We start from the raw sequence: 17,546 nt of genomic DNA on the forward strand, positions 1-17,546 counted from the left end.
ATTGCCTGAAAAGAAAGGATGACGACTGTGCACTCAGATCGTAACAAACTACTCGCATTTCTATTAAACCTGATACCCGGTCTTGGTTTTATGTATTGGGGTCGGGCCGCAAGAGCCGTGATTTATCCATTGCTTTTCTTCGGAACAGCTGTTGGCTCATTCATGTTAGCAATGGTCACTAATGAACAAGATTTAATGATTTTCGGTGCACTTTTTGCTGCTTTCTTCTGGGGGATCAGCATGCTGGACATGGTTATTGTTCTGCTCCGTGCGCCTTCCGGCCGAGATGCTCATTACAGGGGATATGGAGCACATTACGGACCGCAACATCCAGGAGCAGCCTATCAGGGAGCACACATGAGCCATCAAGGGCCTATGGAACATATGAATGAAGATGAGCTGCATCAGCATCCTGGTAGTGAGTATGCTCACGCTGAAGGGACCTATGGTCAACCCATGTATCGAAAAGGCAGTGAGGGTGAACGCTTCTTCACCATTTTACTCTCATTTGTTCCAGGATTGGGACATCTTCATCTGGGATTGTTGCATCGTGGGTTGTCCTTCCTGATGGCGTTCTTTGGTTCATTTGCCATGATGGTTTTTGTGGCTTCGATCACTAATGAATCGGTGTTTTTAATGTTCCTACTCATTCTGCCTGTAATTTGGGTATACTGCATGTTTGATGCGGTGCAGCATGTCCACCGTAAGCAGGCTGGTGAGGTGTTGCAGGATCGGACATTATTTGAGGAATTGGAGATGGGCAGAGTAGCCGGACGACGTAGCAAAGTGCTTGCAACGCTGCTATCCGCTTTTCCAGGTGCAGGTCATCTATATCTTGGATTGCAGAAAAGAGGCATGCAATTGATGTTCCTGTTCCTGGGCAGCATCTATGTTCTGGACCTGCTTCATTTATCGGTGTTTCTGTTCATGATTCCACTGGTCTGGTTCTATAGCTTCTTTGACGGGCTCCAGTGCTCCAGTCGCTATGGACGCGAACCTTTGGTTGATCAACCGATCTTCAAGGACTGGGCCCGCCATCAGCGTCTGATTGGATTCGGGATTGCCGCGCTGGGTCTATATTACCTGACGATCCGTCTTGTCATTCCACAGCTGAATGAGCTCTTCCCTAATGCATTTATGACGTATGAGATCCGTTCCTATCTAAACACCGTCATCGTATCCTTGCTGCTCATTTTTGGCGGCTTGAAATTGCTGTTTGGCAAGCAACGGGGGACGGGTATCCAAAGTGCTGCTCATCGAAATGAAGAGGGAGCAGACAGTCTCTTTTTATTCAAGGATAGGGATGATCGACTGTAATTTACGATCCAAGTTGAATTAAAGATTGTTTACACTGACACTACGATGCACAGAGCAACCTTTCAATCGCTGTTATCCCTACAACATAAAAACACGCCAAGGGCTATGTATATCAGCCTCTGGCGTGTTTTTGGGTTGAACAACTTTGATTTCGAATAAATGATTGCTATTTCGTAGCGCCCTTCAACAGAAGTTGACGGTACATCACTTCGAACAGGAACTCGAACGCTTCCAGATGACGTTTCGCCTCAAAAGCATCTTTACCCCACGCATATATACCGTGGTTCCGAAGCAAGATCCCTGGTACGTTGGCATCAAGTACACCTGGCACCAATTCAGCGATAGATGGAATATCTGCAAAGTTAGGCAGGACGGGTACACGAATCTCCGCATTTTCTTCCCAAATGTTGAAAGCCTTGATCAATTCGATTCCTTGAATCGGTACGTGTCCATCTGCTCCAAAGAATTCGCTAATCAGGTTGTTAAACACGGTATGCACGTGGAATACAGCGCCACAGCCGGTCAAACGATAGATTTCGCAATGAATCAAAGTTTCAGCACTTGGTTTCAACGTTGTTGTCTCAATCGCTTTGCCATGTTTGTCCACAAAAAGAAAGTCTTCCGGTGTGCGAAGAGATTTGTCTTTGCCTGAGGCGGTAACCGCAAAATAAAATTGCTCCGGATCAAAATCTCCTACGCGCATCGACAGATTGCCACTTGTTCCAGGGAACCAGTTACGACTGGCGAACAACGCTTTAATATCAGCCAGTTCTTCAAGGACCTGACGTTTGTGTTCCAATGTAATCTTTTCAAAGCCCATCGTTTACAGCACTCCTTGTGTTTGCTTCTGTTTCATATCTTCGATGATATCGTAAAAGGTAGCGAATGGCACATGGTCCACACCAAGTTCAATACATTTGTCCGTCAAAATGGAGCGAGAGTAGACGAGATCGGCGATCTTTGCACCTTCAAAATCTGTCAGACTGTCTCCAATGAGAATTCGATTATAATGTTCTTCCGGGAAGGTACGAATCACTGTTGTTTTGCACATGCCGCAGCCGTTCTCACAAGGAGGCTGGCAGGGATTCGGCCATTCAATCTTAATGGTTTCACCCGAGAAGTCAGCTCCGTTGCAATAGACATGATCCTGCGGGATATGAAATGGTGCGAGTAACGGTTCGATAAAAAAGTCCATACCGCCACTGGTCACATTGAATTCGATCCCTTCGCTGCGAACGTAGTCAAGAAACTCGCTGAATCCTTCACGGATCCCCGCTTGTCCAAGCACAAATTCCACAATTTCATCTTTCTGCGATGCAGGCAAAAGAGCGAACATAGCTCCAACACCTTCACGCAACGAGATGTTCTGCTCGATCGTATCTTTCATAATCGCTTCAATGCCCTCAGGCTTGAAATGTTTCATGATTGCGACAATATTGTCCGAGAGAGTAATCGTACCGTCAAAGTCACAGAAAATGACTGTTTTTTTATCACTTCTCATCGTTCGCCACCCCACAGGTCCAATGCGCTTTTCAGCTCCGGATGCTCGGTTGCATATTGCGCGAGTGGAATGGAACGCTGAGCTGCCTCAATGGCTTGCAGGAATGCACGTCCGCCTGCCTCAGTGCCCATAGGATGTCCATGAATACCGCCACCAGCATTAACGATGACATCTGTTCCAAAGTCGCGCAAAATAAGCGGTACAAGGCCTGGATGGATACCAGCTGAAGGCACTGGCATGCTGGTTCGTACTGGCAGATCAGCTGTCAGTAATTGCTCCGTGATCGCCATATTTTCTTCCTTCGGCATCGTAACCGATCCGTAAGGGGAAGGGAAGAGCACCAGATCGGCACCCGCAAGACGCATCAACTGGCCTAGTACAACCGAAGCCGACATGCCGTAATGTGGTGAAGGATACAGTGCTCCTGCAAGAGCAGGGTGAGCCATAATTGGCACATTAATATCAGGATCACTGCTGAGTTCATGCAGCACATCATATCCGTAGGACAATACGTTGAACAGTAATGCATTTGCTCCAGCGCCAATGGCACGTTCAGCTTGCTCTTTCAGACGTGATGTAGGCCCAGTGAGATTAGTTGCATATAGAAGTTTCTTGCCGGTCTCCTGACGTGCCTGTTCGGCAGCTTTCATGCAGACCTCGACTCTTTTTTCGATGGGTGTCAATTTATTCTCGAACAGAATCTCATCGTCCTTGATCAGATCAACGCCCCCAAGGGCCTGACGAATAAATTGTTCACGCAGTTCATCTGCATCCAGTCCGATAACCGATTTGAAGATACTCATTAACAGTGGACGATCATGCACACCAAGCAGATCACGAACACCATTCAGTCCAAACTTGGGACCCGGGAATGCACTGAGGAAGCCATCCGAGAAACCAAGCTTTGTAAGTTTGATCCGGCCATCCATTGAGATTTTGCCAAAGACCGTCACGAGCAGGGCAGGAATGTCACGACTGAAGTTCACATCAGGATATCCAATAGTAATATCCGCGTAACGCTCACCCGCAGCCATCCCATCAGCTTCATGGACTTCTACGCTTATTACTTCACCGAGATGCTTCTGCATCGCTTCACGCTGGGCTTGCGGCAACTCCGTCCAGCTGCCCACGGTCATGCCAATCGCGATGGACTGAGCCTTCTTGCGAAAGTCTGCATGGTCATCATGCAGACGATATGTGGCTGTGCACATGTTATTCATTTTAAATCCCCTTCCAAAGCAGCTCCCATCTCCCGTGAGCGCTCTGCACAGCGGTTGACGGCTGCGATTACATTTTCAAAGAAATCTCCTTCGTCCAGCGTTTTCAGTGCTGCCTGGGTTGCCCCTCCCGGGGAAGTCACATCACTACGAAGCTTCATCGGTTCCAAACCGGTTTGTTGTACCATTCGTGACGCGCCCAGCACCGTCTGAACAGTGAGATCACGAGATTGCTGGCTGGATAAGCCACCACGAATACCTGCGGCAATCATGGCCTCCATTAAATAGTATACATAAGCAGGGCCGCTTCCGGAAATCCCTGTGAGCACTTCGAGTTTATCTTCAGGCACGATGGTCACGATACCAACCGCTTCAAACATGGTCATCACCGTACTGCGCTGATCATCCGTAATTTCCGCAGAGAAGGCAAGACCGGTTGCACCAAGTCCAATGGTACTGGATGTATTTGGCATGGTTCTCGCGATTGGCTGTTTACGACCAAGCAAGGACTGCATCGTGCGGATTGATAATCCGGCAATGACAGATACGATCAGTTGATCAGGTGATAACAATGGACCGAGTTCGCGCAGCGCTGCGGCAGCATCTTTGGGTTTCATACAGAGTACAATGACCGGAGTGGAGGCAAGATGATCCAAAGATTGTGAGGCCGTTCCGGTATGTACTGCATAACGGGTGCTGAGCTCCTCCTGACGTTTCTGGTTGCTGCGGTTCAGCATCGTAATATCCTGAGGACGAACGACTAGGCGGGAGATCAGTCCGCGCACGATGGCTTCAGCCATCGCGCCTGCTCCGTGGAAAGTAATCTTCTGTTGTAGTAACGTCTGTTGCTCTTGACTCATATTTATCGTTCCTCCTATATAACTGGTGCTGGGATATTATTGACGGATCTGTCCATTGCCTGTAATGCGATATTTGGTTGACGTCAGTGCTGGCAGTCCCATCGGTCCACGTGCATGCAGTTTCTGGGTACTGATTCCGATTTCGGCTCCATAGCCAAATTCAAATCCGTCGGTGAAACGTGTGGACGCATTGTGATAGACGGCTGCTGCATCTACATCATGCATGAAGCGTTCTGCATGGGCTGTATCCCGGGTTACGATACACTCGGAATGTTTGGTTCCGTAATGTGCGATGTGCTGCATCGCGTCGTCCAGGTTCTCAACCACACGGATATTTAAAATGTAATCGTTGTACTCGGTCGCATAGTCTTCCTCGGTTGCCTCAAGGGCAGACGGAACAAGACGACGCACCGTGTCGCAACCTTTTAAGATCACATTGGCCTCACGGAATTGCTCGGCAAGAGCAGGCAGATGCTCTTCTGCATATGCGGCATGCAGCAGCAACGTTTCCATGGAGTTACATACGGATGGACGTTGTGCCTTGGCATTGATGGCAATTTCGGCTGCCATAACTGGATCGGCTGATTCATCCACATAGGTATGGCAGATGCCCGCCCCAGTTTCGATAACAGGTACGGTTGCATTGGCAACCACATTACGAATGAGGGAAGCCCCTCCGCGTGGAATGATAACGTCCAGCAGTCCGTTTAACTTGAGCATTTCATCTACGGAAGCACGATCTGCATCTTCAACCAGTTGCAAAGCATCAGCAGGCATGTCTGTCGTTGTGAGTGCCTGATGCAGCACCTCCACAATTTTACGATTGGAGGACAGGGCAGAGGAGCCGCCGCGCAGAAGCACTGCATTACCTGTTTTGAGACATAATCCGGCTGCGTCTACAGTTACATTAGGACGAGCTTCGTAGATGATGCCAATTAGGCCAATCGGCACTCTTAATTTTTCAACATGCAATCCGTTAGGACGGGTGAATGTTTCCAGTACTTCACCGACTGGATCAGGCAGATCTGCAATCTGACGTAATCCTTCAGCAATGCCAGCAATGCGCTCCTTATTAAGTGCGAGCCGATCCAGCATGGATTCCGGTGTACCTTGTTCTCTGCCGCGTTCCAGATCCTCAGCGTTTGCCGTAATGATGGAATTCGTCTCCTTAATCAAAGCATCTGCCATGACACGCAGGGCCGTATTTTTCTGTTCTGTATTCAATCGGTTCAGCTGTGGAACCGTGGCTTGGGCTTTGCTGGCTTTTTCTCTGACTTCACTCATCGTAATTCCTCCTCATATATATAAAGTTAAGTATTCCAACCACATGTTAAACTAAAGATTATTCACACAGACACTACGATGACAGAATAACCTTCCAATCGCTGTTATCCCCAGATTTTTTTGATTCCCTTTTCTGAGGGGAAAATCCGGGGATAAGCGTATGCTTCCGATGTAGCTTTCTTTCAGAAAGCTTTTAGGCGAACGCTCCGCTTTTTCAGGTTTTTTCTGTCCTCTCCGTTACGTGTAAATGATTAGTTTAACTTAATATTGCTTCAAGTTTATTTTAACGTAATCCATTCGTCTCTATGAATAACCTCAAGCCTATGGATGCTAGCGAGTTGTTTCATCACTTCGCCACTGGGAAGTCCGGCAATGAGTCGAAGCTGGTCATCATCATAATTGACAATACCGCGACCAAGCAAGGTTTCATCCAATCCAATGACCTCTACGACGTCTCCGGCATGGAACGTTCCCAGTACGCGCTTGACCCCTACAGGCAGAAGACTGTGCCCCCCATGGACAAGGGCTTCTTCAGCACCATCATCCACAACGACGGTTCCCAGTGGAGTAGACATGAAGCCGAGCCACTGCTTTTTACGGGATAGGGAAGCGAGTCGTGTCTCAAAGTAAGTACCTTTGCCCGTGCCATCAACCGCCTGCTGCATATCTCCAGGTTCTTTCACACTTCCTACAAATACGGGCACGCCTCCACGTGTAGCAACCTTGGCTGCATCAACTTTGGAACGCATTCCGCCTGTGCCAACCGATGATCCTGAACCGCCGGCAAAAGCGTAGATCTCCGCCGTTATCTCGGGGATACGGTCGTAACGTACGGCAGAAGGATCTTTACGCGGATCTGCGGTGTACAGGCCGTTGGTATCGGTAAGAATGATCAGATGCTGTGCCTTCACCAGGTTTGCAACCAATGCGGACAACAGATCGTTATCACCAAACTTCAATTCGTCTACCGATACCGTATCATTCTCATTGAAAATCGGAATCACTCGCTGTTTAAGCAGCTCTTCTACGGTCATGCCTGCGTTACCCATGCGTTTACGACTGTGAAAGTCTGTACGAGTTAACAGAATTTGCGCCGTAGTAACGCGGTGCGCTGCAAAAGCCTGTTGATATGCCTGCATCAGTAATGCCTGACCAACGGCAGCTGCGGCTTGTTTCTCATGTAGCAGTTTGGGGCGCTGAGGATAACCGATCTCCCGGAATCCGGCCGCTACCGCTCCTGAGGTGACCAAGAGTACTTCATGGCCCTGATCAGCCAATGCTGCAATTTCTCCGGCAAAAAAAGTGATCGAACTGCGATCCAGACCGCCTTCTTCCGTGGTAAGCGAGCTGCTTCCAATCTTAACTACAATACGTGAAGTCATGGTTTCACTTCCTTAAACATGATTAATAAGTGCTTCTGGAGCAGTCTTTAGCGGGTACAAAAAAAACTCCCGCCCTTTAGTTAAAAAGGACGAAAGTTTGTTACTTCCGCGGTACCACCTTTATTGATGATTAGATCATCCGGCTTCATGCCCTGTAACAGAAGGCACTGTCCTGCACGTAACAGGCCGCTCAGGGGTAGGTTTCAGAGAAGAGCCGCGGTAAATTCTTTCAGCAGGGTGGAATTTACTCTCTGGGCGCGACTGATATTCTCTTACTGGTCCCGTCATCACGTTTCGTTCAATATTTCTTATAACATACCATGGAAACTTGGCATATGCAAAGGGGTTATGGTCCTGTAAATTACTTGAATAAATTCAGCTTGCCAATCCGCTCAACAGCTTCGCGTAATCGGTTTTCATCACTTAGCAGTCCCGCGCGCACATAGCCTTCGCCATGTGAACCAAAACCAATACCTGGGGCTACGGCCACCTTGGCTTCTCGCAGTAACAAGTCTGCAAATGAAGCAGAGGTATAACCTGCAGGTACAGGTAACCAGCTGAAGAATGAACCTGCGGGTTTCGAAGCTTGCCAGCCAATCGAGGAAAGAGCGTCATAAAACGCATTGCGACGGGATTCGTAACGTGAAACCAGCGAGGCAACACATTCCTGGGAGCCAGTCAGTGCTTCCGTTGCCGCAGCTTGAATCCCACCGAAGAGACTGACATAGATATGATCCTGAAGCAGATTGATTTTAGAGACAATCTCTGCATTACCTAGCGCAAATCCAACACGCCATCCAGCCATATTGTACGTTTTGGATAACGTATAGAACTCAATGCCCACTTCTTTGGCACCAGGGGCTTGTAGGAAACTTACTGGACGATGTCCATCAAATCCAATCGCACCGTAAGCAAAGTCGCTGGCAACGACGATTTGATTTTGAATGGCAAATTCAACCGTATCTTCGTAGAACGAAAGTGGAGCCGTTGCCGACGTTGGATTGTTGGGATAGTTGAGGAACATCAGCTTGGCCTTCTCCCGATCTTCGGCTGTAACAGCTTCATAATACGGCAGGAATGCATTGGACTCCAGCAAAGGCATAAATGACATGTTTGCTTTGGCGAGTGCAACACCGGACCAGTAATCCGGGTAGCCTGGATCGGGAACAAGAACGGTGTCACCGGGGTTAAGCAGGACCTGAGGTAACTGAACCAGTCCTGTTTTGCCTCCGAACAGAATGGCTACTTCAGTCTCGGGATCCAGATCAACGTTGTAATCTTCCTTATAACGTTTGGCGACAGCTTCCTTCAGGAAAGAGTACCCTCTAAAAGGGGAGTATTTATGGTAGAGAGGATTTTCAGCCGACTCTTGCAGTGTTTTCACAATATGGGGTGGTGTAGGTGTATCCGGGTTCCCCTGACCCAGATTGATCACGTCATGTCCACTTGCGATTTCACGATTTACATTTTGAACAAGGGTAGCAAAAAATTGCGTTGGCAGCTGTGTCATCACATCAGATGTTGGTATCTTAAAGGCTGAACGAGCGGATGTATGGTCTGAATGGGTCATTATCTTCATCACTCCGGTTATTAATAATGGCAAATAGTTCTCATTAATTTATCACGCCAATCCCGAGCTGTATAGAGGGAAATCCACTTGATTAGGGAGTACATAGAAGTAAAGAGCGGAGGATTGTACAAAACTGAAAGTGCCCATATAGTTTTGTCCATTGAGCTGAGAGAAGCCTTGTTTTATGATAATATCCGATAATGATAATCAATATCATTAAATTTTATTGCACAATGCACATGATACAGGGGGAGAAATAGCAATGAAAAAGGGCATACGAAATACGGCAGTACTATTTACGATTACGTGGTTATCCATTCTGCTGCTGGCTTGTGGAAATCAGGCTACAACACCTGCTGCTGGCGCAGAGGATTCCAAAGCAGCCACAGAAACCACAGAAACCACGACTGCAGCAGAAGAGACAAATGAGGGGGAGACCCGGGTATTCAAAGATTGGACTGGCCATGAGGTAGAGGTCCCTGTAAATCCGAAACGAGTCATCTATCATGGAGAAGTTACCGGGGATCTGCTGGCGCTTGGTGTTGTTCCTGTAGGCATACTTCGTCAGTATGGAACTGTATACGATGATCAGGTTGCTCAGGCAGAGGATGTAGGATTTCCGATCAGTGTGGAAAAGGCGCTAGCCTTGAATCCCGATCTGATCATTTTCTCGAACAGTGATGAGACACAATACGATCAGATCGCGAAGGTTGCACCCACGGTTACATTTGATTCGTTCGGGTCAATAGAAGATCGTATGCGTATCCTTGGCGACTTGTTGAACAAAAAGCAAGAAGCGGAGGATTGGATTACGAATCATCAAAAAGCAACAGAAGAGATGTGGAAGCAACTTCATGAGAACGGATTGAAAGAAGGGGAGACCGCTTCGGTATTCACCATGTATCCCGGGAATCGTCTGTTTGTTATGGCGGGTGCAGGATTGCCACAGTTGTTATATGGTAAAGACGGGCTGAAGCCAACCGCGGAAATTCAGAAAGTATTGGATGAAGACATGGGATTTGTAGAGATTTCGACTGAAAAATTATCTGAATTTGCCGGTGATCGGATATTTATTCTGGATCCTGTGACCGACGATGCGAAACAATCCACCAAGGAATTGCTGGATAGTTCAATCTGGAAGAACCTGCCTGCGGTGAAAGAAGGAAAAGTATATCGTTTTAATATCGTAAAAGCTTCAAGTGATGCCCTTTCCAGGGAGTGGCTGTTACAAGAGCTGCCAAAACAGATGATTCAATAATGATGACGAGCTAGTGAGGCAGCAGTAACACCTTTGAGTAATGCAGTTATAAAAAAGTAAAAGGGGCCTTCAACATTTCGTTGAACGCTCTTTTTTGCTGATAAAGTCATATCTAGATTATTGACCATCGCTCGCTTATAATCAGACCATACAGAATGATTGATAATTATTCTCATTTTAGAAAAACGAGGTGAACCGACATGCAGGCTTTGGATGCCGATGGGGGAGCGTTGTTCTTTTCAGCATTCATGTTTCGGCTGGATCATCTGGTACGACGAATTGAACCACCTGAACAGGTGATGCTGGAAGTTGCTTGCGAGAAACATGCGTTCCTGATCTGCGAAGAAGGGGATGGGCGTTTATATATTGGACATGAACAGTTTCCGTTTACTACGGGATGTGTCTATCCGCTTTCTCCGGGAGAGGGGTACCAGATTGAACATCGTAACAACTCGGAATTGAAATATATCGTAATGGCTTTTGATGTTATTCATGTGTTGACGGGTGATCCCGAACTCTTTACCCGCCCTGTGTTTGAGCACAAAAACCAATTGAATGGTTATCCCTATGCTCCGTTAAGTGGGATGCTTGAGCAAATGTATGCCATTCGAAACTATAAAACAGATGCAGAATACAGTCATTTGAATGCGCAATTCCAAAAATGGATGGAGATGATCATTACCCGGTACACTTCTCCAAAGACGGAACAGAGTATGGAAGCAAGACTATATAGTACGATTCAGTATGTGGACGACCATTATGCTGAAGAAATCACTGTACAGAAACTGGCACGTCTTGCGGAGATCAGACCTGTACAATATACGACCCTTTTCAGACAACTCACGGGTCACAAGCCACTCGATTATGTGAATCATGTACGCATTAAACATGCCAAGGACTGGCTTCGCAAATCAAATGAACCACTTCGGGATATAGCGAACCGCGTGGGCTTTAAGGATGAGTATTATTTCAGCAGGCGTTTTCGCCAAATGACCGGATTATCTCCTCGTCAATATGAAAGATCGATTCAGCAGCAGACGTTGGTACAAGATTGGTTGGGCCATGATGTGAATATTCCAGTAAACCCGGAACGAATTATGTATTACGGAGACTCCGCTGGGGATCTGCTGATGCTGGGCATTCAGATATTGGGAGATCAGACCTACGACGCGGTTGCTCCGGTTAATGTGGAAGCAGCTGTTATCATGAAGCCGGATTTGATTATTTTTGATAGCAGCAATGAACAGCAATATGAACAACTTTACCGGATTGCACCGACGCTTGCTTACAATTCACATGCCACCCTGGAAGAACGAATGCGCAGATTGGGCAATTGGTTTGGCAGACAACCTCAGGCTGAACAATGGTTAACCTCCTATGCGGAGCGTACTGAGCAGATGTGGGCGAAGATCCATACTGTGATTGAAGAGGGGGAAACGGCATCCGTATTTACATACCATCGGGGTGCAAGATTATTTGTTATGGGAAATATCGGTCTGGCGCCTATGTTATATCATCCAATGGGATTCAGGCCAGTGACCAAAGTGAAGGAAGCACTTGCGGCAGGCAGAGCCTATAAGGAAATTTCGGCTGAAGCGGTACGTCAGTACGCGGGAGATCATGTGTTTGTTATGCTGCCTGAGGAAGTTGTGGCAAGACAGGCTACAGAGATGCTGATGAAAAGTCCCAGTTGGCAGGCCCTTCCGGCTGTACAGATTGGACGGGTATACCCTGTGGAGGAGTCAATTTGGAATCTAGGTGACGCGCTCACGAGTGATCGATTGTTGACCCTGCTCCCTGAGTTGTTGTGTGTAAGTTCATAACAAAAACAGGCTTGCAGTCCTCAAGAGGATCAAGCTATGATAGCAGGTATTACGGTTCAGAGGAGTGCTTGTCATGACAGAAAAACAACAGGGAGAAATGCGTGTAGCCCTGATTCAGGGCGATATTCAACTTGGAGACCCTGAGGCCAATCATAAACATATGCAGACGTTGCTTGAGCGTGCGGTAGAACAGTATCCGGATCTGGGGCTGGCTGTGTTACCTGAGATGTGGAATACCGGATACGCTTTGACTCAAATTCATGAACTCGCTGACCCGGAAGGCCAGAAATCTCGGGAATGGCTGTCTGCTTTTGCTCAAAAACATCAAATTTCCATCGTTGGCGGTTCAATTGCTGAGAAACGGGATGGTCAAATATACAATACAATGTACGCTTATGATCGTGAAGGAAAACAGGTAACACGATACGATAAATTACATTTGTTCCGTCTAATGGACGAGGAGAAATATTTACAGCCAGGTGCGGAACCTGAAATTTTTGAATTGCAGAACGGTCTTACAGCTGGTGCTTCGATCTGTTATGATATCCGGTTTCCGGAACTTGCCCGCACACTGGCTTTAAATGGTGCCAAGGCATTAATTGTACCGGCCGAATGGCCGAACCCTCGTTTGCACCACTGGCGTACGTTGCTTACAGCACGAGCGATTGAGAATCAGATGTATGTGATCGCCTGTAACCGTGTAGGTAAAGGGGGAGAAACCGAATTTTTCGGACATTCCCTTATCATTGATCCTTGGGGTGAGATTGTGGCTGAAGGGGGCGAAGGGGAAGAGATCGTGACCGGAATTATTCGTCCATCTCTGGTAGATGAGGTTCGCGGGCGTATTCCCGTATTTGAAGACCGTCGACCTGGCGTTTATTTTGGCAAAAAATAAAAACTGAAATAAAATTCTTCAGAAAAAGTGTTTATTTTTCCAGGGCACGGGTAATGATAACTATCCCGTCACCAAGGAGGATGATCAATCAATGGACAACCATGTGAAAGATACGCTCAGGAGACTGGAACAGGATAACACAAGGGAAGATCACTTAAGGGCATTCTTAGAGAATGGAGCAGGAGGGCTATCACCCCCTGATTCAACTGTTCAGGACGAAGGCCGTGTAATGAATCAGCAAAACAGGCTGACAAGCGATCGTAATTTGCGTAAATAAACCGCCAGACATGAAGTTTTCTTATGTACGTTTCTACGTTAACATTATAAATTAGCATTGAAGCTAAACAACTTAACAAGCAACATTGTACTGTAACCAGTTACTGTGATTGCAAAGTAAGAACTTTATCCTGCGAATGCGGGAAACGAGTATATGACAAAGGCTTGGCCCATAAGGGTCAAGCCTTTGTTTTGGTTCAGTATGAAATGTACCTAAAGAAATGTACCTATACCACAGAGCAATTTCTTAGTCTCCCTTTGACAGTTCGGCCACGGTTTGTTGAAACGTATGGATGAATGCCTCGGCTGCCTTCGACAGCACTCTGCCTTGACGATAAGCCACAACAAGTGTTCTGCTGGGAGTAGGCTCAGCAAGTGGAACATACACAGGCACGAACTCACTGCGCGGCGCACGGGCAATAAAGCGTGGAACCAGTGTAATACCCATACCTGTGGCGACCAGCGACTGAACAGTCTCAATATTTGTGCTCTCAAACACAACTTTGGGATCAAAACCGGCTTGCTCACAGAGATCAAATGTAAGTTTGCGGAAACCCTGTCCTTTTTTCAATACAACAAAGGGTTCATCCCGAAGTTCTTCAATTCGCACAGGAAGCGGATGTTCCGGATCTGCCCTGCGTGCCAGAGGGTGATTCGGGGGAACCGCCAGATCAATTCGTTCTTCTCCAATGGTTACATAAGACAAGCTTGGCTCTTGTAAAGGAAGAGATAGAAGGCTGAGATCTGCTTTGCCGCTGGCTGTCAATTTCTCAAGCGTAAGCCCGGAGTCTTCCAATAAGGTAACCTCAATCTCAGGATAAGCTTGTTGGAACGCTGGAAGCACGTGTGGGAGCAAGTGTGAGCCAGTGATCGGCATGCTGCCCACAACGACTTTACCTTTGCGAAGCTGGGAGATGTCTGACATTTCCTGACGCAATAGCTCCACGGCATCTACGATCTTCTGGGCTTGCTCGACAAACGTAACACCGGCATGGGTTAACTCCACGGTACTTGTATTACGCTGAAACAGCAGCACCCCTAATTCTTTTTCCAATTTGGATAATTGCTGGCTTAGTGAAGGTTGGGCAATATGCAGCTTCTCTGCTGCCCGGGAGAAATTGCGTTCGGCCGCAATTTGCAACGTATATTGAAGTTGTCTGAATTCCATTGTCATTGGTCATTCCTTTCGTTATGCCACCATTATATCATTACAAATGAAGAAATCATTCTCTTTGCCGGAACTACCGGTAAACTCAAATATCAGGAGAGTGCTTCTTTATTTTGTATAAAAGCATTGACAGCGAAGCAGCGGAAACGTAGTATAAGACTTATCTGATAATGATAATTGTTATCAATTGAAACCTCTGCGATGAGCAGTGGTTTATTTGTCCTTATCTCATTATAGGTTAAACCTATTACATCTATAGATATTATATCTTGGAACAATGAAGGACAGGGTGATATATTTATGTCATTCAAGAGCTTCACTTTTTAAAGGAAACACGAGGCTCTTCCAAGGACCGAACTTATAATGAGGTGAAAATGATGAGTAAAAAAACGATGTTTGAGAAAATTTGGGAAAACCACGTGATTCATCAAGAAGAAGGCAAACCAAGCATTCTGTATATCGATCTGCATCTGGTGCACGAAGTAACTTCTCCACAGGCATTTGAAGGTCTTCGTCTGAGCGGACGTAAAGTTCGTCGCCCTGAGCTGACATTTGCAACAATGGACCACAACGTTCCAACCAAAGACCGCTTCAACATTACAGATCCAATCTCCAAACAACAAATTGATACACTTTCGCAAAACTGCCGTGATTTCGGCGTGAAATTGTATGATCTGGACACGATTGATCAAGGCGTTGTGCACGTTATGGGACCTGAACTCGGTCTGACTCACCCGGGTAAAACGATTGTATGTGGTGACAGTCATACGTCCACACACGGTGCGTTTGGTGCACTGGCATTCGGAATCGGAACAAGTGAAGTTGAGCACGTTATGGCAACGCAATGTTTGCAACAAGCAAAAGCCAAAACGATGGAAGTTCGTTTTGTCGGCAAACGTAACCCGGGTGTAACCGCGAAAGATATGATCCTCGCAGTCATCGCCAAATACGGTACAGACTTTGCAACAGGTTATGTTATTGAGTACACAGGCGAATCCATCCGTGAGTTGAGCATGGAAGAGCGTATGACGGTCTGCAACATGTCCATCGAAGGTGGAGCAAGAGCAGGATTGATCGCGCCGGATGAAACAACATTCGAATATCTGCGTGGACGTGAATACGTACCAGCGGATGCGAAGTTCGATGAAGCTGTAGAAGGTTGGAAACAGCTTGTAACAGATGAAGGTGCGGAGTTCGACCATGTGGTTGAAATCGATGTGGAAACATTGATCCCGCAAGTAACTTGGGGAACAAGCCCAGGCATGGGAACCGATATCTCTTCGAAAGTTCCTGTTCCGGCTGAATTGCCTACAGAAAACGAACGCAAAGCGGCTGAAAAAGCCCTTGAATATATGGGACTTGAACCGGGAACACCAATCGCCGAAATTCCGATTGATTATGTATTTATCGGTTCTTGCACCAATGGTCGGATCGAAGATCTGCGTGCAGCTGCAAAAGTGGCTAAAGGTCACACGGTATCCAGTCAGGTTACAGCAATTGTTGTACCAGGCTCAGGTCGTGTTAAAATTCAGGCTGAACAAGAAGGTTTGGATAAAATCTTTACGGAAGCTGGATTTGAATGGCGTGATGCGGGATGCAGTATGTGTCTGGCGATGAACCCGGATGTATTGAAGCCAGGACAACGTTGTGCTTCGACTTCCAACCGTAACTTTGAAGGACGCCAAGGACGTGGAGGACGTACGCACCTGGTATCTCCGGCAATGGCAGCAGCAGCAGCAGTTAAGGGTCACTTTGTGGACGTACGGGACTGGAATTTCAAAACAGAAGCAGCGATCTAATCTATAACAGACAGAAGGGAGAACGTTTAATATGGAAGAATTCAAAACATTACAAGGCATCGTTGCACCGGTAGACCGGGTCAATGTAGATACAGACGCAATCATTCCGAAACAGTTTTTGAAACGGATTGAACGTACCGGATTTGGACAATTTTTGTTCTATGAATGGCGTTTCGATGAAGAGGGCAACAATAATGCTTCCTTCGAAATGAATAAACCTCGTTATGAAGGGGCATCCATCCTGATTTCACGTGCCAACTTTGGCTGTGGATCTTCCCGTGAGCATGCGCCATGGGCAATTATGGACTATGGATTCCGTTGTGTGATCGCTCCATCTTTTGCAGACATTTTCTATAATAACTGCTTTAAGAACGGAATCTTGCCAATCAAGTTGTCAGAAGAGCAAGTTGAAGACTTGTTCCAACGTACAGCTACACATGAAGGTTATGAGATGAATGTAAATCTGGAAAACAAAACGATTACCGATGCATACGGACTGCATATCGATTTTGATCTGGATGAGCATCGTCGTCAATTCCTGTTGCAAGGACTGGACGATATCGGTCTCACTCTTCAACATGACGATGAAATTGCTGCGTATGAGCAACGCCACGCGGCAAAACTGTTCGGTTAATCTCTAAAGTCTAAAGTATCGTATAGCAGAAAGCTTCTGCTCGCCGAAGGGATCTTGTTCCCAGCGGTGAGACAGAAGCTTTTTGTAATTTCAGAAGTACATTATCTTAATGAGTTCTCTATACATAGAAGTCCTGATCCTTCTTGGTGGAATATTTCAACACGCAATCTTGGCCATTATTCAGTTCTAGGGAGGCAACTTTGATTGGAGTATAATCCAATCGCGTCTATCTTTGAGCATAATCGTGTGAGTATTCATTTCCATCTCAAAGAGTACGTTGATCTAATGATCAGTCTTTTTTGTAATACTTCCTATTCCGATATATGTATACTTTAAAGTTACATTAATAGATGGAATTTCATCAATTTATGACATCACTGATACGAAATCGATACACATTCGTGTAAAAGAGATTATGTTCTTAAATGTGATCTGCTTTTTTATCTTATTTCCGACTGAATATGACAACGTTGTAACCGGATGAAGGGACAATATCTGATAAACTGATTAGTAGATTATGGAAGGTTACATATTGTCATTGATGTTACGCTGCAGAGAATCA

General features: G+C 46.5%; 15 protein-coding genes and 1 other annotated feature. Of the genes, 7 read left to right on the forward strand and 8 right to left on the reverse strand.

From position 1 onward, the window contains the following. Positions 1-27 precede the first annotated feature (27 nt). On the forward strand, positions 28-1,317 hold the full coding sequence (locus BLS69_RS04815) for a multi-tm2 domain protein (protein WP_371129032.1): 1,290 nt from the start codon (positions 28-30) through the stop codon (positions 1,315-1,317). Between the two features lie 166 nt (positions 1,318-1,483). Here the strand turns inward: BLS69_RS04815 and BLS69_RS04820 are convergent, their stop codons facing one another. From BLS69_RS04820 to BLS69_RS04850, 7 genes are all read right to left on the reverse strand, one after another. Beyond that, positions 1,484-2,137 carry a methylthioribulose 1-phosphate dehydratase gene (locus BLS69_RS04820; RefSeq protein WP_036607600.1) on the reverse strand — a complete coding sequence of 218 codons (654 nt, stop codon included), beginning with the start codon at positions 2,135-2,137 and terminating at the stop codon, positions 1,484-1,486. A gap of 3 nt (positions 2,138-2,140) precedes the next feature. Next, positions 2,141-2,818 (reverse strand): 2-hydroxy-3-keto-5-methylthiopentenyl-1-phosphate phosphatase, encoded by a 678-nt coding sequence (locus BLS69_RS04825; RefSeq protein ID WP_091028979.1) that lies wholly within the window; start codon positions 2,816-2,818, stop codon positions 2,141-2,143. Then, positions 2,815-4,038, reverse strand: coding sequence for a 2,3-diketo-5-methylthiopentyl-1-phosphate enolase (locus tag BLS69_RS04830; protein WP_176872585.1), 1,224 nt, complete (start codon positions 4,036-4,038; stop codon positions 2,815-2,817). Before BLS69_RS04830 ends, BLS69_RS04825 begins: the two co-directional genes overlap by 4 nt. Then, positions 4,035-4,895 (reverse strand): pyrroline-5-carboxylate reductase, encoded by an 861-nt coding sequence (gene proC, locus BLS69_RS04835; RefSeq protein ID WP_036607595.1) that lies wholly within the window; start codon positions 4,893-4,895, stop codon positions 4,035-4,037. The genes BLS69_RS04830 and proC overlap by 4 nt, the downstream gene beginning before the upstream one ends. Before the next feature lie 36 nt (positions 4,896-4,931). Next, entirely contained in the window at positions 4,932-6,179 is a 1,248-nt protein-coding gene (locus BLS69_RS04840; protein WP_091028981.1) for a glutamate-5-semialdehyde dehydrogenase, read from the reverse strand. A 278-nt stretch (positions 6,180-6,457) separates the two neighbouring features. Then, positions 6,458-7,561, reverse strand: a complete 1,104-nt coding sequence (gene proB / locus BLS69_RS04845; RefSeq protein ID WP_091028982.1) for a glutamate 5-kinase — start codon at positions 7,559-7,561, stop codon at positions 6,458-6,460. An 82-nt stretch (positions 7,562-7,643) separates the two neighbouring features. Continuing rightward, positions 7,644-7,858: a binding site (T-box leader), on the reverse strand. 64 nt (positions 7,859-7,922) lie between these two features. Then, positions 7,923-9,131 carry a pyridoxal phosphate-dependent aminotransferase gene (locus tag BLS69_RS04850; RefSeq protein ID WP_091028984.1) on the reverse strand — a complete coding sequence of 403 codons (1,209 nt, stop codon included), beginning with the start codon at positions 9,129-9,131 and terminating at the stop codon, positions 7,923-7,925. 262 nt (positions 9,132-9,393) lie between these two features. Here BLS69_RS04850 and BLS69_RS04855 point away from each other — a divergent pair, with 262 nt between their 5' ends. The 4 genes from BLS69_RS04855 (at position 9,394) to BLS69_RS04870 (ending at position 13,384) form a co-directional block, all read left to right on the forward strand. Further along, positions 9,394-10,389 (forward strand): ABC transporter substrate-binding protein, encoded by a 996-nt coding sequence (locus tag BLS69_RS04855; protein WP_091028986.1) that lies wholly within the window; start codon positions 9,394-9,396, stop codon positions 10,387-10,389. Between the two features lie 200 nt (positions 10,390-10,589). After that, complete coding sequence (locus tag BLS69_RS04860) at positions 10,590-12,212, forward strand: ABC transporter substrate-binding protein (RefSeq protein ID WP_091028988.1); 1,623 nt, start codon at positions 10,590-10,592, stop codon at positions 12,210-12,212. Between the two features lie 73 nt (positions 12,213-12,285). After that, positions 12,286-13,107: a carbon-nitrogen family hydrolase gene (locus BLS69_RS04865; RefSeq protein ID WP_091028990.1), complete on the forward strand. Its 822-nt coding sequence runs from the start codon at positions 12,286-12,288 to the stop codon at positions 13,105-13,107. Positions 13,108-13,198: 91 nt separating this feature from the next. Next, positions 13,199-13,384, forward strand: a complete 186-nt coding sequence (locus BLS69_RS04870; protein WP_017687767.1) for a hypothetical protein — start codon at positions 13,199-13,201, stop codon at positions 13,382-13,384. A gap of 246 nt (positions 13,385-13,630) precedes the next feature. Here the strand turns inward: BLS69_RS04870 and BLS69_RS04875 are convergent, their stop codons facing one another. Continuing rightward, complete coding sequence (locus tag BLS69_RS04875) at positions 13,631-14,551, reverse strand: LysR family transcriptional regulator (RefSeq protein WP_091028991.1); 921 nt, start codon at positions 14,549-14,551, stop codon at positions 13,631-13,633. A gap of 377 nt (positions 14,552-14,928) precedes the next feature. On the opposite strand from BLS69_RS04875, the gene leuC reads away from it, so the two are divergent. Next, positions 14,929-16,350, forward strand: a complete 1,422-nt coding sequence (gene leuC / locus BLS69_RS04880) for a 3-isopropylmalate dehydratase large subunit (RefSeq protein ID WP_091028993.1) — start codon at positions 14,929-14,931, stop codon at positions 16,348-16,350. Between the two features lie 31 nt (positions 16,351-16,381). After that, positions 16,382-16,984, forward strand: a complete 603-nt coding sequence (gene leuD / locus BLS69_RS04885) for a 3-isopropylmalate dehydratase small subunit (RefSeq protein WP_091028995.1) — start codon at positions 16,382-16,384, stop codon at positions 16,982-16,984. Positions 16,985-17,546 lie beyond the last annotated feature (562 nt).

Source organism: Paenibacillus sp. CF095 (assembly GCF_900101225.1).
Taxonomy (GTDB): domain Bacteria; phylum Bacillota; class Bacilli; order Paenibacillales; family Paenibacillaceae; genus Paenibacillus.

Excerpts from the sequence above, each read along its gene's own strand:
- BLS69_RS04820 (WP_036607600.1), bottom strand. The coding sequence starts at position 2,137 with ATGGGCTTTGAAAAGATTACATTGGAACACAAACGTCAGGTCCTTGAA.
- BLS69_RS04825 (WP_091028979.1), bottom strand. The coding sequence starts at position 2,818 with ATGAGAAGTGATAAAAAAACAGTCATTTTCTGTGACTTTGACGGTACG.
- BLS69_RS04830 (WP_176872585.1), bottom strand. The coding sequence starts at position 4,038 with ATGAATAACATGTGCACAGCCACATATCGTCTGCATGATGACCATGCA.
- proC (WP_036607595.1), bottom strand. The coding sequence starts at position 4,895 with ATGAGTCAAGAGCAACAGACGTTACTACAACAGAAGATTACTTTCCAC.
- BLS69_RS04840 (WP_091028981.1), bottom strand. The coding sequence starts at position 6,179 with ATGAGTGAAGTCAGAGAAAAAGCCAGCAAAGCCCAAGCCACGGTTCCA.
- proB (WP_091028982.1), bottom strand. The coding sequence starts at position 7,561 with ATGACTTCACGTATTGTAGTTAAGATTGGAAGCAGCTCGCTTACCACG.
- BLS69_RS04850 (WP_091028984.1), bottom strand. The coding sequence starts at position 9,131 with ATGACCCATTCAGACCATACATCCGCTCGTTCAGCCTTTAAGATACCA.
- BLS69_RS04855 (WP_091028986.1), top strand. The coding sequence starts at position 9,394 with ATGAAAAAGGGCATACGAAATACGGCAGTACTATTTACGATTACGTGG.
- BLS69_RS04860 (WP_091028988.1), top strand. The coding sequence starts at position 10,590 with ATGCAGGCTTTGGATGCCGATGGGGGAGCGTTGTTCTTTTCAGCATTC.
- BLS69_RS04865 (WP_091028990.1), top strand. The coding sequence starts at position 12,286 with ATGACAGAAAAACAACAGGGAGAAATGCGTGTAGCCCTGATTCAGGGC.
- BLS69_RS04870 (WP_017687767.1), top strand. The coding sequence starts at position 13,199 with ATGGACAACCATGTGAAAGATACGCTCAGGAGACTGGAACAGGATAAC.
- BLS69_RS04875 (WP_091028991.1), bottom strand. The coding sequence starts at position 14,551 with ATGGAATTCAGACAACTTCAATATACGTTGCAAATTGCGGCCGAACGC.
- leuC (WP_091028993.1), top strand. The coding sequence starts at position 14,929 with ATGAGTAAAAAAACGATGTTTGAGAAAATTTGGGAAAACCACGTGATT.
- leuD (WP_091028995.1), top strand. The coding sequence starts at position 16,382 with ATGGAAGAATTCAAAACATTACAAGGCATCGTTGCACCGGTAGACCGG.